This window comes from Heyndrickxia acidiproducens DSM 23148 (assembly GCF_000374345.1).
GTDB classification, from domain to species: Bacteria; Bacillota; Bacilli; order Bacillales; family Bacillaceae_C; genus Weizmannia; species Weizmannia acidiproducens.
This window is the reverse complement of sequence record NZ_KB893983.1, coordinates 20,518-36,404: the sequence shown is the minus strand read 5'-3', so window position 1 is coordinate 36,404 and position 15,887 is coordinate 20,518. Positions and strand designations below refer to the sequence as shown.

Sequence of the window (15,887 nt, the reverse complement as noted above, 5' to 3'; positions counted from 1 at the left end):
AATGTTCCTATGATTGAACAGGATAGAGTTGCAAAAGTTTCCATTCCAGCACATCACGCAAAAATTCCGGCATAAAGTAATGCGCTTTGGCTTCTCTGATATGCGGAAAAAAGTCGCCAAATGTGTACATGTCAACTGTCCCAAGCTTATAGATGCGCTTCGGTTCAAGCGGGCGGCCCTGGATATAAATTTTGCGCAGCGCATGATCAAAGCGGATCTGGCGGTAAACAAACCGGCCCATGATTTTGCCGCGGAAACCAAGCCCCTTCAGTTCAAGCTTTTCCCATTTTGGATCGAGTGTTTCGACCAAGACTTCCTCAAGCTGGGCCCCGGTCAGTTCTACCAGGCAGGGATTAATCGGGTGCGGCAAGATCCGGTGCAGATCAAATTTTGTCACCGTTCCTTTTTCCAAATGGTCGAGCACAAGGCCGGCATTTAAAAACGCGCAGTCGGCCTTGCACCATTCCAGCACCGCCTCGCAAAGGATAAGCGGCAGCTGTGTTTCGCGGAACCAGTCTGATTCGAGCGTTTCCGGCAGATACACCAGCTTCTTGCCCAGCATTTTTTTCCCTTCAAAATAATAATGCTGAATTTCCTGTTCTTCATCAACCGGCTCCCGGAGGTTTCCCGTTGGCAGTGCCTGTGCCGAGCGGGAAACAATTTTTTTGGTCGATGGATCCAGTTCGAGCTTTACGTGGCCGAGATAATAACCGTATTTTCCGGCGGCTGCCAGCAGTGTCTGCCCGTCCATTTCCCCTTTTGCCAGCACATGATGTGTATGGCCGCCCAAAACGAGGTCCACTTCCGGATAAAGTTGTGCAAGCTGCCTGTCCTGATGAATCCCTAAATGTGAGAGCACAATCAAGATATCCGCTTTTTTTTTCAAAATTTCCACCTGTGTTCCCAGTTCTTTAAGCGGGTTGGACAATTGCCAGCCAAGCAGCTGGTACAATTGGTAAAACGGCGCCGTCACACCGGTTACCCCGATCTTTATCCCGCTTTTTGCCGTATAAATTTTATAGGGCACTGCCCATTGCGGCCTTTTAAACTGCTTGTCATAAAGGTTCGCTGCAATCACATCAAACTGTGCCGCGCCGTATAACGTATTGAGTGCCGCATGCGGCAGTGTAATCCCTTCATTATTGCCAATCGTTGCTGCCAGATAGCCAAGCTCATTTAACAGCTGTACATTCGCTTTGCCGAGCGTCCCCTCCGAATAGGGATGCCATCTGTCGACATGGTCGCCGATATCAAAAAGCAGCATCTCTTCATTTCTTGCTTGATGTTGTTCCTTTTTCCGCTCCAAAAACGCACGGATCTTCGGCCAGTTTTCAAAATGGCTGTGGATGTCATTTGTATGGTAAATATGTATCGTTTCGTTCATTTCACATTCCCCTTATCACACAGGGTGATTAGATTTCCGTTTTATGGTGGCATTCAGAAGGCAAAAACAAACCCGCCTTCCAAATCACTTATGGAATTTATTTTACCACGATTCCGGAATAGATGTTTGGAAAGAAGCCTTCTTCTGGAGTATAGCCTATTTTTCCAGCATTAAAAAAAGCAGCCATTGCGGCTGCTTTTTTAATTTACCCGATTTACCCGATGCTGCCATCCATTTCGAACTTAATTAAGCGGTTCATTTCGACGGCGTATTCCATTGGGAGTTCTTTTGTAAATGGCTCAATGAAGCCCATGACGATCATTTCTGTTGCTTCCTGTTCGGAAATGCCGCGGCTCATCAAATAGAAGAGCTGTTCTTCTGATACTTTGGATACTTTTGCTTCGTGTTCCAATGAAATATTGTTATTTAGGATTTCATTGTAAGGCACCGTATCCGAAGTGGATTGGTTATCCATGATCAGCGTATCGCATTCTACGTTCGAACGGGCGCCGTCAGCTTTACGGCCAAAATGGACCATGCCGCGGTAAGTTACTTTGCCGCCGTGTTTGGAAATCGATTTGGATACAATCGTTGAAGAAGTATTTGGCGCCAGGTGATACATTTTCGCACCGGCATCCTGGTGCTGGCCTTTTCCTGCAATCGCGATCGACAAGGTCATGCCGCGTGAGCCTTCACCCCGCAGCAGCACGGACGGATACTTCATCGTTAATTTCGAACCGATGTTGCCATCAATCCATTCCATCGTTGCATTTTCATCACAGACGGCACGTTTCGTAACAAGGTTGAAAACGTTATTTGCCCAGTTTTGGATGGTCGTGTAACGGCAGTACGCATCTTTCTTGACGATAATTTCGACAACGGCGCTATGCAGTGAATTAGTTGTGTAAACCGGTGCCGTGCAGCCTTCAACATAGTGGACAGAGGCGCCTTCATCGACAATAATTAAGGTCCGTTCAAATTGCCCCATGTTTTCCGAGTTAATCCGGAAGTAGGCTTGCAGCGGTGTATCGACCTTTACACCCTTTGGAACATAGATAAAAGAACCACCCGACCAAACAGCTGAATTCAAAGCCGCAAATTTATTATCTGTCGGCGGAATAACCGTTGAAAAGTATTTGCGGAAAATGTCTTCGTTTTCCCTTAAAGCGGAATCCGTATCTTTAAAAACAATCCCGAGTTTTTCAAGATCCTTTTTCATATTATGGTAGACAACTTCCGATTCGTATTGTGCAGATACACCGGCCAAATACTTTTGTTCTGCTTCCGGAATCCCCAGCTTATCAAAAGTGTTTTTGATTTCAGCCGGTACTTCATCCCAGGAACGCCCCGAATGTTCAGTCGGTTTTACATAATACGTAATGTCGTCAAAATTTAAAGCAGATAAATCCCCGCCCCATTGCGGCATTGGTTTTTTGTAAAAGTGCTCCAGGGATTTTAAACGGAAATCAAGCATCCACTGCGGTTCTTGCTTCATCTTCGAAATTTCTTCGACAATTTCCTTCGTCAAACCGCGTTTTGCACGGAATATGGAAACGTCTTTATCATGAAAGCCATACTTATAATCGCCAATCTCAGGCATCTTTTTCGCCATCAGGAATCATTCCTCCATTTCCTTCTTCTTCTTTCAGTCCTCTTTCCATTGCCTTCCATGCCAACGTGGCGCATTTAATCCGGGCCGGGAATTTCGAGACACCGTGCAGGGCTTCGATATCGCCCAAATCGACATCGTCTTCATAGTCTTTTCCCTGCACCATTTCTGAAAATATATGCGAGAGCTTATACGCTTCATGTATTTTTTTTCCCTTGATCGTCTGTGTCATCATGGAAGCGGAAGCCATTGAGATCGAGCAGCCTTCACCTGTGAATTTTGCATCTTTAACAATCCCATCCTCCACGATCATTGTCAAATGAATCCGGTCCCCGCAAGTCGGGTTGTTCATATCAATGGTTAAGCTGCCATTTTCCAAACTCCCCCGATTACGCGGATTTTTATAATGATCCATAATCACACTTCGGTATAGCGCATCAAGATTATTAGAAGACATTCGTAAAATACTCCTTTGTTTTCACGATACCGGCAACCAATTTGTCAATATCTTCTTTCGTATTGTATAAATAAAAGCTGGCGCGGGCGGTTGCAGCAACTCCAAGCCATTTCATCAGCGGCTGTGCACAATGGTGGCCTGCGCGGATCGCGATTCCTTCTGCATCCAGTACTGTTGAAACATCATGCGGATGGATATCCTTTATGTTAAAAGTAACAAGCCCGGCACGTTCCGCAGGGTTCTGCGGCCCGTATATCGTAATGCCTTCCACGCCGGAAAGCTGTTCGAATGCATATGCACTTAATTCATGTTCATAAGCCTGCACCTCGTTAAGGCCGACTTCTTCGAGAAAATCAATGGCTTCGCCCAAACCGATCGCACCGGCAATAACCGGGGTGCCGCCTTCAAATTTCCACGGAAGCTCTTTCCATGTCGAATCATACAGGCCGACAAAATCAATCATTTCACCGCCAAACTCGATTGGTTCCATGTTTTCAAGCAGGGTTTTCTTGCCGTACAGCACACCGACACCGGTCGGGCCGCACATTTTATGGCTGGAAAACGCGAGAAAATCGCAATCCAGATCCCGGACATTCACTTTCATATGCGGCGCGCCCTGGGCAGCATCCACAACCATATAAGCACCATGGCTGTGTGCGATTTTGGCAATCTCTTTCACCGGGTTAATCGTGCCGAGCACATTGGAGACGAGTGCAACGGCGACGATTTTGGTTTGGTCTGTGACCGTATTTTGCACATCTTCAAGCGCTAGCGTTCCATCATCTTTTAGCGGGATGTATTTTAAAACAGCACCTTTTCTTTTCGCCAGTTGCTGCCATGGAATTAAATTACTGTGATGCTCCATATAGGTGATGACAATTTCGTCACCTTTATGGACCTGCACATTTCCAAAACTCATCGCAACCAAGTTCAGGCCTGCTGTCGTCCCCTTTGTGAATACCACTTCTTCCGTCGATTCAGCACCGATAAACTTGCGGACCTTTTCACGTGCGCCTTCATAGCGGTCGGTTGCTTTCGTACCAAGTGTATGGACCCCGCGATGGACATTAGAATTGTATCCGCGGTAATAGTCATTGACCGTTTCAATGACACGAAGCGGTTTTTGCGAAGTCGCAGCACTGTCTAAATAAACAAGCGGATGACCGTTTACTTCCTGATCCAAGATTGGAAACTGCCGGCGAACTTCTTTTATATCCATTATCTGACTTTCCTTTCAATGACTTCCGTCAATTGTTTTTTTACGCTATCAATTGGCAACTGCGCCACAACCGGAGCCAGAAAACCGTGGATAATCAGGCGTTCTGCTTCGTTTTTTGAAATACCGCGGCTCATCAGATAATACAGTTGCACCGGATCAACACGTCCAACAGAAGCAGCATGGCCGGCCATGACATCATCTTCATCGATTAGCAGCATCGGGTTGGCATCACCGCGGGCTTTTTCACTCAGCATCAGAACGCGTGACTCCTGTTCTGCATCCGATTTTGAAGCGCCATGCTCAATTTTGCCGATACCATTAAAAATTGCTGTTGCCGCATCTTTCACAACGCCGTGTTTTAAAATAAAGCTTTCCGTATTTTTCCCAAAGTGGGTAATTCTTGTCGTAAAGTTTTGCGTTTGTTTCCCGCGGCTGACTGCCACCGTTTTCGTATGGGAAACAGATCCGTCGCCGATCAAATTGGTGGTATTGTCAGAAATTGTATTGCCATCGTTCATCATGCCAAGTGCCCATTCAATCTGTGCATCACGGCCCGTAATCCCTCTGCGGTTAACATAAGTGGTCACATCTTTTGCAAGCGTATCGACAGCGCCAAACTCAATTTTGGCATTGGAGCCGGCGATCACTTCTGCAATAATGTTTACGATTCCTTTCGCCTCATCGTTAACCGAAATATAATTTTCCACATAGGTGACCGCACTGTTGTCATCCGCCACAACGAGCACATGGTTAAACAGCGGCGCCGTTTCATGGTCATGGATAAAAATCGTCTGGATCGGCGCTTCAATTACCGCATTTTTCGGGACATACAGAAATACCCCGCCGTTTACCAAAGCGGCATTGAGTGCGGTGAGTTTATGTTCATCCACTTTCACGGCATCTTTCATGAAATATTTTTTCACCAGATCAGGGTATTCTTTCACTGCTGTCAATATATCGGTTAGAATGACCCCTTTTGCCTTGACATCGTCCGATAGTGAAAGATACGCAGGCTGTTGGTTGTGTTGAATATAAAGGTTCTGTTCAGCATTTTCCAAGTTAACGAGTGCTTTCACTTTTTCAGGCAGTTCATTTAAAGACCGGTAAGCCGCGCTTTCTGTCCGGAAACCGGTAAACTGCGTGAAATTCCACTTATTCAGTTTCGTTTTATCCGCTTCCGGCATTGGTGCGAGTCCGGCCAAGTCCAAAGCATGGACGCGAAACGCTGTAAACCAATCCGGCTCCCCGTTTTCAGCGGAAAACGAGCGGACATCCTGTTGATCCATCGATAATTTTGTTTCTACTAACATGTCCATTGCTCCTCCTCACTCAGGCTTCCTGGCCGATCGTTTCGTCTTCAATTCCGAGTTCATCTTTGATCCATTCATATCCTTCTGCTTCCAGGCGGGTTGCCAGCTCAGGGCCTCCGGATTTAACAATGCGCCCCTGCATCATGATATGGACCACATCAGGCGTAATATAGTTTAATAGACGCTGATAGTGGGTAATGATAATGCATCCGAATTCGCTGCTGCGCATTTCATTAATCCCTTTGGACACGACTTTCAATGCATCGATATCAAGTCCGGAGTCAATTTCATCAAGGATGGCCAGTTTAGGCTGAATCATCATCAGCTGCAGTATTTCATTCCGTTTTTTCTCGCCGCCTGAGAAACCTTCGTTTAAGTAACGCTGTGCCATATTCGTATCCATTTCAAGAAATTCCATCTTTTTATCCAATTCCCGGATGAATTTCATCAGCGATACTTCATTGCCCTCTTCACGGCGGCTGTTAATCGCCGAACGCATGAAATCCGCATTGGTCACGCCGCTAATTTCGCTCGGGTACTGCATCGCGAGAAACAGGCCGGCCCTTGCCCTCTCGTCCACTTCCATATCCAGCACATTTTTTCCGTCAAGGGTAATGCTCCCTTGTGTGACAATGTATTTCGGGTGGCCCATAATTGCCGAGGACAGCGTTGATTTCCCTGTTCCGTTCGGTCCCATGATGGCATGGAACTCACCGCTGTTCACTTCCAAATTGACACCCTTTAAAATTTCTTTTCCTTCTACTTCCACGTGAAGATCTTTTACTACTAGTTTTGAACCCGCCATAAAAAATTCCTCCGTTATGATATATTTGTCTATCTTTTCATTCTCAGTTTATTCTCATTCTTATTTTATAACAAATGAAAACTATGTGCAACCAGTAAAAACCTTATGTTTCAAAGAACAATGTCACCTCTTTACCGCCACTTGCCCTCTCTTGTTTATTCTTTTATGATAGCACAAAGTGGACTTGACATAAAATTCTTGATACGTATTTTATTTACAATCTGATTATCCCCCCATTCCTGCTTCAAGCAAAAAGAAAAAGCCGCGATTCCCCTGTTCACGGCTTTTTGTGATTCTCATTCTCACAATGTTATTTGATAAAATGGGGAAAATGCCAAGATTGCTTTTCCTGCCGTCCATGTACCGAGGCATGCGCTGCAACGATATTCAGGCTGTATATTTTTCGCCGCTCCCAAGCCACAGCAGCGACTCCACCAGCAGAAAATGGCGGAAAGTGCCTTTAAACCGGGCTTCCCTGTTTTGCAGGCAGGTACTAAGGCGCACCTGGCGTGATAATAATTGCCTGAATACCAAGTGTGGAAGCGTAATTTCAATATCAATGTCTTCCGGCCATTCATTGTTGCACAAATTGCGGACAAGATCTTTTGAAAAAGAAATACAGCAGGTACTTTCCCCGTAATGAATACAGGCAATCAGCGGCTTCTCGGGCAGCAATATCTTCAAATGATTCTTCCGGTTCACATGATTCAGGAATGATTGGGTCAATTCTTCCATACAAACACACCCCATCCGGTTTCGTATATGTTTGTAATTCCGCATTGATCTCCTGATTCCTGCACCATTTTTACAACAAAAACTGCCGCTTTCCCCCAAAAAACGCCGTTTGCGCACGAAAAAAAGACAACGCCCTCGAAGCTTGTCGAAATATTTCCCGAGAAATAGATTTATAGGCTGGCTAATTTTTCAAACAAAAACGGAACAGATTGAAAAGCGTACACTTTATCTTTTAAACGTCCATTGTCAAATAAAAGCAGGCACGGTACGCTCTCAATGTGAAAGCGCTCCGCCATTTCGGGAACGTAATTGAGGTTGGCTTTCGCGTAGGTGAACTGCCCTGCCGCCGCTTCAACTACTTCCATCATTTTCCCTGCCAATTGGCATGTACCGCATAAAGGGGTGTAAAAATAGAGTGCCAGTTTTTGTTCTTGCTTGATTCGTTCGCCAATCTGTTCTTTTGTCCAATCCTCCATAAGATGACTCATTCCTTTATTGAAATAAAGGCACCGCATGTTCTGCGATGCCCTCACTGATTTATTCTTCGTTAATCATTTCTTCATACTGTTCAGGTGATAATAATTGTTCTGCTTCGCCTGGATCGGATGGTTCAACCACTATCATCCATGCCTTTTCATATGGAGATTCATTGACAAATTCAGGGCTGTCATTTAATGCTTCATTTACCGCAACGACTTTTCCGCTGATCGGCGCATATAACTCCGATACGGTTTTCACGGATTCAACGCTCCCAAAAGGTTCATTTGCTTTAATTTCATCACCGTTTTCCGGTAATTCAACAAACACAATATCCCCCAGCTCAGCTTGTGCAAAATCCGTGATGCCGATCCGGTAATGGCCGTCCTCTTCTTTTACCCATTCATGTTCTTTTGTATAACGCACTTCCTGTGGTACCGCCATCTCTCAATCCCTCCATCGTATGTATGCCTTTTTCCATGTTACAATCTCCTGAAACCTCACTTTATATTTACATGAAAATGAAGGATAAATCAAGAGAACCGGATCATTTCACAAGTAATTTTTCGTAATTTTCTTCTTTAAAACCGAACAGCGCAAAATCGCCGTCTGCCAAAATCGGGCGCTTGATTAGCATCCCATCTGAGGCGAGCCATTCAAGAAGCTCGTTTTCCGATGCGGCCGGGATTTTATCTTTCAAACCAAGTTCCCGGTATTTTCGCCCGCTTGTGTTAAACAGCTTTTTGAGCTCAAGCCCGCTCTTTTCGTAATATTCCTTTAGTTGTGCTTTGGACGGCGGATTTTCAACAATGTGGATGGCGTCATATGTGATGCTATGTTCATCCAGCCATTTTTTTGCTTTACGGCATGTCCCGCATTTCGGGTACCAGTAAAAAACCAATGCCATGTGATTCACTCCTTTACATTAAGCTTCCTATAAAAAGGTATACCGTATGTAAAGAAAAGAAGCAACCGAGAAGTCGCTTCTTTTCCCGCTTTTCCCACCATAACGGGCAGTAAGACTCCCACCTTAAGATTTAAGGTACAAAGAAGATAGGTGGGAGATCAACTGCTCACTTTATCTTATAGGACATAGCGTTCGGCTTCAATGATTTTATCGGCCGCTTCACGTTTTTTCGCAATCACGTTGATTGGGGTGTGGCGCGTTAATTTGCGAAGCGCGGACAGCGTCATTTGCAGTTGGTCGCCTTTTAAGCAGGCAGCAAGTGATTCTTTCGCAATCTGTTCAGACTGATTGAACGCTTCTTGTGTGAAAATCTGCGTGTAGAGCCATTTTTGTTTCGATTTTTCAATCCCGTCTTTTGTGATCGCCTTCTCTGTCCGGAGCACGCACGACTCTGCTGCATACACATTAGAGACAAGATCCGCAATATTGGCAAGCAGTTCCTGTTCCTGTTCAAATGTTTTTCCGAAAGTTTGCAGTGCGGTACCGGCTGCAAGCAACGTAATTTTTTTCATGTTTCTAACCACATACTTTTCCTGTTCAAGCGGCTCATCGCCCACCTGCTCCGGCATCATCATCAATAATTCTTCCTGCAGGCTTTGTGCTTTTTGCAATAGCGGCAGTTCCCCTTTGAATGCCTTTTTCACATAGGTGCCCGGCACGATCAGACGGTTGATTTCGTTCGTGCCCTCAAAAATGCGGTTAATGCGGGAGTCACGATAAGCCCTCGATACTTCATATTCATCCATGAAGCCATAGCCGCCATGGATTTGCACCGCTTCATCGCAAATGGTATCGAGTACTTCGGAGGCGAAGAATTTATTCAGGGAGCACTCAATCGCATATTCTGCAATCGCATTGGCGACAGCCTTCCCGTCTTTTTCTTCTTCCGGCGTGAAATGGCTCATTCTTTCGTCAAACAAGCCAACGGTCCGGTAAACCGAACTTTCCGCCGCGTATAATTTGGCTGCCATCGTTCCGAATTTTTCTTTTGTCAGATTAAATTGTGAGATCGGCGTTTTGAACTGCTGGCGCCCATTTGCGTATTTCACGGCAATTTCCAGTACATGCTTGCTGGAGCCGACTGCACCGACCCCTAATTTATAACGGCCGATATTTAAAATATTGAAGGCAATTTTATGGCCCTTGCCAATTTCACCGAGTACATTTTCAACCGGCACCTGCACATCCTCTAAAATTAGGGTCCTCGTGGAAGACGATTTGATCCCCATTTTCTTTTCTTCCGCGCCTGTCGATACGCCCGGGAAAGTACGCTCCACGATAAAGGCGGTGAACTGGCCGCCGTCAACTTGTGCATAAACGGTGAAAACATCAGCAAACCCGGCATTGGTAATCCACTGTTTTTCCCCGTTTAAAATATAGTGGGTTCCGGCTTCATTTAATTTTGCCTGCGTTTTTGCGCTCCTTGCGTCAGATCCGGAACTCGGCTCGGTCAGGGCGTATGCGGCAAGCCATTCCCCTGTCGCAAGTTTTGGCAGATATTTTTTCTTTTGCGCTTCATTTCCAAATAAAACAATTGGCAGTGAACCAATGCCAACGTGGGCACCATGGGAAATCGCAAAGCCGCCGACTTTTGCAATTCTTTCGGAAATTAATGCGGAGCTTACTTTATCGAGAGCAAGGCCGCCGTATGCTTCCGGAACATCGGCGCTGAGCAGCCCGAGTTCGCCAGCTTTTTTCAACAGTTTTACAGAGCGGTCAAACTCGTGTTTTTCCAAGTATTCCACTTGCGGCACCACTTCATGGTTTGTGTAATCTTCCGCTGTTTTCGCGATCATTTTTTGTTCTTCCGTCAGTTCTTCGAGTGTAAAAACCTGTTCAGGTGTAACGTCTTCAATTAAAAAGCTGCCGCCTTTCACAATCTTTTCCGTTTGGTTTACCAATTGAAAATTCCTCCCTTTTTTGTTTCGTTGCCCATTAAGAAATCAGTTCAAAGACGCCGGCTGCGCCCATGCCGCCGCCAATGCACATCGTAACGACGCCAAATTGGACATTTCTTCTTTTCATTTCGTGAATGAGCGACAAAGTCAATTTGGCGCCGGTGCAGCCAAGCGGATGGCCGAGTGCGATCGCACCGCCGTTCACATTGACCATTTCTTCATTTAATCCAAGCTGGCGGATGACCTGGATGGACTGTGAAGCAAAAGCCTCATTCAGCTCGAATAAGCCAATGTCTTCCAAGCTCAGCCCGGCCAGTTTCAATGCTTTCGGCACCGCTTCAACCGGGCCGATTCCCATGATTTCCGGCGGCACCCCTGCCACCGCGAAAGAACGGAATTTGGCCAGCGGTGTGTAACCGAGGGAATCCGCTTTTTCCCGGTCCATCAACAGCACAGCTGCGGCACCGTCACTGGTTTGCGATGAGTTCCCGGCTGTCACCGTTCCCCTTACCGAAAAAGCCGGGCGCAGTTTTGCGAGCGTTTCAATATTGGTATCCGGACGAACGCCTTCATCTTTTGAAAAAACAACATGTTTTTCAATCAGTTGATGATCCTCGCCGATTGAACGGATGGTGACATCGACCGGCACAATTTCGTCGTTGAATTTCCCTTCCGCAAGTGCTTTTGCCGCCTTTTGGTGGCTGCGCACACTGAAAGCATCCTGGTCTTCGCGGCTGACGCCGAACTTTTTCGCCACTTCTTCCGCCGTATGGCCCATGCCCATATAATATTCTGGTGCCGTTTCAGCCAGTTTTACATTTGGGCGGATCACATGGCCCATCATCGGGACAAGGCTCATCGACTCAGCACCGCCGGCGATGACGGTATCCGAATGCCCGAGCATAATCCTTTCCGCCCCGTATGCGATCGCCTGCAAACCCGATGAACAGTAACGGTTGATCGTAATGGCCGGCACCGTTTCCGGCAGCCCTGACAAGGCCCCGATATTGCGTGCCATATTGAGCCCCTGCTCTGCTTCCGGCATCGCGCATCCGATAATCAAATCATCAATATTGCCCTCATAATTGCCCGCGCGCTTTAACGTTTCTTTGACCACTGCCGCCCCGAGATCATCCGGCCTTACCGCAGCCAATGTTCCTTTTTTTGCTTTGCCGACCGGCGTTCTCGCTCCGGCCACAATGACAGCTTCTTTCATGAAGTTCCCCTCTTTCTGTGCTTTTTTGTAAAAAAATTAATTCCTTAACGGCTTTCCTTTTACAAGCATGTGCTGCATTCTTTGCTGTGTTTTCGGCTGCGCGATCAGATTTAAAAATGCTTCTCTCTCCAAATCGAGCAGGTATTGTTCATCAACTTTTGTGCCATACGGGACTTTTCCGCCGGAGAGCACATACGCGATTTTTTTCGCGATATTCAAATCGTATTCGGAAATATAGCCCGACAGATGCATCGTTTGTGCAGCAAGCAACAGTGCCGCATAGCCGGTTTCCCCGACAACAGGGATTTTTTCGCGGACAGGCGGTTTGTAGCCCGATGCTTCCAAATAAAGCACCGCTTGTTTGGCATCATCAATCAGATGGTCCGGATTGGCACTGATGCCGTCGCTTTTATCCAGAAACCCGTTTTGGCGTGCTTCTTCGGCAGAAGTGGACACTTTCGCCATTGCGATCGTTTCGAACACTTTGTTGGCCACATGTTGCAGATCAAACTGCACACCCTCCGGAATATTTTTCAAATGTTTTATATACAATTCTTTGTTTCCGCCGCCGCCGGGAAGCAAGCCGACACCGGTTTCCACAAGCCCCATATAGGTTTCGCCTGCAGCCTGGATATGGGCCGTATGCAGGCAGACTTCCGCACCGCCGCCGAGCGTCATCTGAAACGGTGCTGCAACAACCGGCTTTTGGCTGTATTTGATTTTCATCATCGTATTTTGGAACTGGCGGACAACCATGTCGAGTTCAAAAATATTGTCATCCTGTGCTTCCATCAGCATCAATGCAACATTGGCACCGACGCAGAAATTTTTGCCCTGGTTGCCGATCACCAGTCCTTTGTAATTTTTCTCCACTTCATCGACTGCAAAATGGATCATCTGCAAAATGTCGGGCCCGATCGCATTGCTTTTGGAGTGAAACTCGAGCAGCAGGACCCCGTCGCCGATATCGATCAAACTTGCACCCGTATTTTCTTTTATCACCTTGCCCTGCTTTTTCAGTGCCTTCAAATTGATTGCTTTCGGATTTGCTTCCGCCGTTTTGTATGCGCCGTTATGGTAATAAGAAACATGGCCGTTTTCTTCTTTGTAAAAGGAAGAACAGCCGTTTTCAAGCATTTCTTTTACCCAGTCCGGCACTGTGAGCCCTTCCTCTTCCATTTTTTGTACGGATTTTTCAACACCGATTGCGTCCCATGTTTCAAACGGCCCGTAACTCCAGCCGAACCCCCATTTCATCGCCTGGTCGATAGCCAGAATATCATCGGCAATCACGCCGGCCAGTTCAGCGGAATAAACCAGGACAGGGGCGAGAACGTTCCACAGCAATTGTCCGGCACGATCATCCGCATAAACGATCGCCTTCATTTTGTTTGCCGGGCCTTTTGCCTGCTGGGCCGCTGCCAAAGAATCCGCTTTCATTTTTGTGCGTTCCCTGTAATCCATCGTTTCCGGATTCAATTCATAAATTTCTTTTCCTTTTTTCACATAAAAGCCTTGCCCGGTTTTGCTGCCAAGCCAGCCGTTTTCAACAAGCTGATGAATGAAGTCCGGTACTTTGAAAATGGCTTTTTCCCGTCCTTCAACTTTTTCATAGACGTTATTGGCGACATGCACAAATGTATCAATGCCAACGACATCCAGGGTTCTGAAGGTTGCGCTTTTCGGCCGTCCGATGATAGGGCCTGTAACCGAGTCCACTTCGCCAACCGTATAGCCGCCTTTTAACATTTCCTGTACTGTAACAAGGAGACCGTATGTCCCGATGCGGTTCCCGATAAAGTTCGGCGTGTCTTTGGCAATGACCACGCCTTTGCCTAAAACATCCTCTGCAAATTGTTTCATGAATGCCGTAACTTCAGGATCGGTTTCGGCAGTCGGAATCACTTCTAAAAGTTTTAAATAGCGGGGCGGGTTGAAAAAGTGGGTACCGAGAAAATGTTTCCTGAAATCCTCGCTGCGGCCGGATGCCATCGCCTCAATCGATATCCCTGATGTATTAGAGCTGACAATCGTGCCGGGCCGGCGGTTTTGATCCACTTTTTCAAATACAGATTTCTTAATCTCTAAACGTTCCGTCACCACTTCAATGATCCAGTCGGCTTCTTTTAAACGCCCAAGATCATCTTCCAGGTTGCCGGCTTCAATCAGTGCCAGGCTTTTTTTGGAAGCGAGCGGCGCGGGTTTTTGCTTCAGTAATTTTTGCAGCGCGGATTGGCTGAAACGGTTTCGTACTTCTTTATTTTCCAGTGTGTACCCCTTTGCTTTCTCTTCATCTGTCAATTCTTTTGGGACGATATCCAACAAAAGCGTTGGAATTCCGATGTTTGCCAGGTGGGCAGCGATTCCGGATCCCATCACGCCGGAGCCGATAATCGCTGCTTTTTTAATGTTATACCGCATATAGTATCCCCTTTCGAATGTTTGAATGAATACTCATTCACTATTTCTATTACTAATATATACGAATTTTCTCAACCTAGCAATCACTTATTCACGAAAAATGAACATTTTTTTAAATTTTTATTTGAATCGGGGCTGTTTGGATAAGCTATAACCGTACATGTACAGGAGGTGAAACGATGGCCAGGTTAAAGAAAAACCCGTCAAAAGCAGGTGTCTCAGCAGCAAGCGTAAAGGGCAATGCCGGCCCGACGGTTGAAAGGGACGGCGGCGGCAAAGTAAACAGCCAAAACAACCAGTACAAAAAATAGCGGCATAGCGGTATTATCGTCCGCTAACATCTTACAGCCGGTTTTTGCCGCCCGTTTTTCCCGGCATAACGGGCAGTGAGGCTCTCTCTTTGAACTAACCATCCGTGCGGGACGAGAAATCCCAATGGTGGAGTTTCACTTAATTTTTGCGGGGCGTTGTATAAGATACGTCCCTTGTTCAAAGAATAAACGAAGATCTGGAACCAGAAAAGGAGGAATTTATAATGCAACAGCAGCCTTTTTCACAGCAAAACCAGCAGCAGGTCTATCAAACACCGCCACGGGTATTGACTACAAAAGATTTGTCTTATGTTGATGATATGCTCGCCTGGAACCTGCTTGCCATGAAAAAAGCGCACGATGCCGCAGCACGCTCCCAGGAAGCAGAACTTAAAGCTGCATTTGAAGCTTGCGGGCAGATGCACCAGCGCCATTACCAGCAAATTATGGGCCATCTTGGGCAGACACAACAGCAACAATAACTTGTATTGAATTTTATTGATAAGGAGGCATGGATATGAATAATCAGCAAAAAATCCAAAACCCAAAGACGCAGGTTCCGGAGACGCCCCAAATGAATGACCGAGACCTTGCGAATGATCTGCTCGCGATGGAAAAGTACATGACTGCTTCTTATAATACAGCCATGAACGAAGCCAGCCATGATGCGCTTTACCAGGATCTGCTTTCAATTTTTACCGAAACGCAGAACCAGCAGCGCAGACTTTATGAATTGATGTTCCAAAAAGGATGGTACAGTCTGGAAGCAGCCGAACAGGAAAAAATGCAGCAATCATTGCAGCAGCACCAAGGCTACTCCAGCCAATTTCCATACGGCGGACACCTTCAATAATTAGAAAGGGGCTGTCCCGGTACCGGGGAAGGCCCCTTTTTCAGCTAAGCTGCTTGATGAAAGACAATTTGGTCCTTTATTTTGCACGGGATGGCGTTCATCGGTGCTATGAAAGCTATTTTGATCCTAAATTTTGCACGAGATGGCGTTCATCACCCTTATGAAAGCTATTTTGATCCTATATTTTGCTCGGGATGGCGTTCATCACCCTTATGAAAGCCATTT

16 protein-coding genes are annotated in these 15,887 nt (G+C 46.4%); 3 read left to right on the top strand and 13 right to left on the bottom strand.

Annotated features, from left to right (window positions below):
* Window positions 1-7: 7 nt before the first annotated feature.
* The 13 genes from C232_RS0104705 to C232_RS0104640 all read right to left on the bottom strand — a co-directional run bounded on the left by C232_RS0104705 (window position 8) and on the right by C232_RS0104640 (window position 14,498).
* On the bottom strand, window positions 8-1,384 hold the full coding sequence (locus C232_RS0104705; RefSeq protein ID WP_018661810.1) for a bifunctional metallophosphatase/5'-nucleotidase: 1,377 nt from the start codon (window positions 1,382-1,384) through the stop codon (window positions 8-10).
* Between the two features lie 214 nt (window positions 1,385-1,598).
* The gene (sufB, locus tag C232_RS0104700) at window positions 1,599-2,996 is read right to left on the bottom strand and encodes a Fe-S cluster assembly protein SufB (RefSeq protein WP_018661808.1); all 1,398 of its coding nucleotides are present in this window, start codon (window positions 2,994-2,996) and stop codon (window positions 1,599-1,601) included.
* Window positions 2,977-3,450 (bottom strand): Fe-S cluster assembly sulfur transfer protein SufU, encoded by a 474-nt coding sequence (gene sufU, locus C232_RS0104695; protein ID WP_018661805.1) that lies wholly within the window; start codon window positions 3,448-3,450, stop codon window positions 2,977-2,979. Before sufU ends, sufB begins: the two co-directional genes overlap by 20 nt.
* A complete protein-coding gene (locus C232_RS0104690) occupies window positions 3,440-4,669 on the bottom strand; it encodes a cysteine desulfurase (protein ID WP_018661803.1) in 1,230 nt (409 codons plus the stop codon). Before C232_RS0104690 ends, sufU begins: the two co-directional genes overlap by 11 nt.
* Window positions 4,669-5,979 (bottom strand): Fe-S cluster assembly protein SufD, encoded by a 1,311-nt coding sequence (gene sufD, locus C232_RS0104685; protein ID WP_018661801.1) that lies wholly within the window; start codon window positions 5,977-5,979, stop codon window positions 4,669-4,671. The genes C232_RS0104690 and sufD overlap by 1 nt, the downstream gene beginning before the upstream one ends.
* A 19-nt stretch (window positions 5,980-5,998) precedes the next feature.
* The gene (gene sufC / locus C232_RS0104680; protein WP_018661799.1) at window positions 5,999-6,784 is read right to left on the bottom strand and encodes a Fe-S cluster assembly ATPase SufC; all 786 of its coding nucleotides are present in this window, start codon (window positions 6,782-6,784) and stop codon (window positions 5,999-6,001) included.
* A 387-nt stretch (window positions 6,785-7,171) separates the two neighbouring features.
* Window positions 7,172-7,519: a hypothetical protein gene (locus C232_RS0104670; RefSeq protein WP_018661795.1), complete on the bottom strand. Its 348-nt coding sequence runs from the start codon at window positions 7,517-7,519 to the stop codon at window positions 7,172-7,174.
* A 170-nt stretch (window positions 7,520-7,689) separates the two neighbouring features.
* A complete protein-coding gene (locus tag C232_RS0104665; protein ID WP_018661792.1) occupies window positions 7,690-7,995 on the bottom strand; it encodes a thioredoxin family protein in 306 nt (101 codons plus the stop codon).
* A 61-nt stretch (window positions 7,996-8,056) separates the two neighbouring features.
* The gene (gcvH, locus tag C232_RS0104660) at window positions 8,057-8,440 is read right to left on the bottom strand and encodes a glycine cleavage system protein GcvH (protein ID WP_018661790.1); all 384 of its coding nucleotides are present in this window, start codon (window positions 8,438-8,440) and stop codon (window positions 8,057-8,059) included.
* A 103-nt stretch (window positions 8,441-8,543) separates the two neighbouring features.
* On the bottom strand, window positions 8,544-8,903 hold the full coding sequence (locus tag C232_RS0104655) for an arsenate reductase family protein (protein ID WP_018661788.1): 360 nt from the start codon (window positions 8,901-8,903) through the stop codon (window positions 8,544-8,546).
* 176 nt (window positions 8,904-9,079) lie between these two features.
* Complete coding sequence (locus C232_RS0104650; protein WP_018661786.1) at window positions 9,080-10,864, bottom strand: acyl-CoA dehydrogenase family protein; 1,785 nt, start codon at window positions 10,862-10,864, stop codon at window positions 9,080-9,082.
* Between the two features lie 34 nt (window positions 10,865-10,898).
* Window positions 10,899-12,077 carry an acetyl-CoA C-acetyltransferase gene (locus C232_RS0104645; protein ID WP_018661784.1) on the bottom strand — a complete coding sequence of 393 codons (1,179 nt, stop codon included), beginning with the start codon at window positions 12,075-12,077 and terminating at the stop codon, window positions 10,899-10,901.
* 36 nt (window positions 12,078-12,113) lie between these two features.
* A complete protein-coding gene (locus tag C232_RS0104640) occupies window positions 12,114-14,498 on the bottom strand; it encodes a 3-hydroxyacyl-CoA dehydrogenase/enoyl-CoA hydratase family protein (protein WP_018661783.1) in 2,385 nt (794 codons plus the stop codon).
* A 179-nt stretch (window positions 14,499-14,677) separates the two neighbouring features.
* Here C232_RS0104640 and C232_RS19235 point away from each other — a divergent pair, with 179 nt between their 5' ends.
* From C232_RS19235 to C232_RS0104625, 3 genes are all read left to right on the top strand, one after another.
* Window positions 14,678-14,809 carry a YuzL family protein gene (locus C232_RS19235; protein ID WP_018661781.1) on the top strand — a complete coding sequence of 44 codons (132 nt, stop codon included), beginning with the start codon at window positions 14,678-14,680 and terminating at the stop codon, window positions 14,807-14,809.
* Window positions 14,810-15,033: 224 nt separating this feature from the next.
* Window positions 15,034-15,291, top strand: coding sequence for a hypothetical protein (locus tag C232_RS0104630; protein WP_018661779.1), 258 nt, complete (start codon window positions 15,034-15,036; stop codon window positions 15,289-15,291).
* Window positions 15,292-15,326: 35 nt separating this feature from the next.
* On the top strand, window positions 15,327-15,662 hold the full coding sequence (locus C232_RS0104625) for a spore coat protein (RefSeq protein WP_018661777.1): 336 nt from the start codon (window positions 15,327-15,329) through the stop codon (window positions 15,660-15,662).
* Window positions 15,663-15,887: the final 225 nt, after the last annotated feature.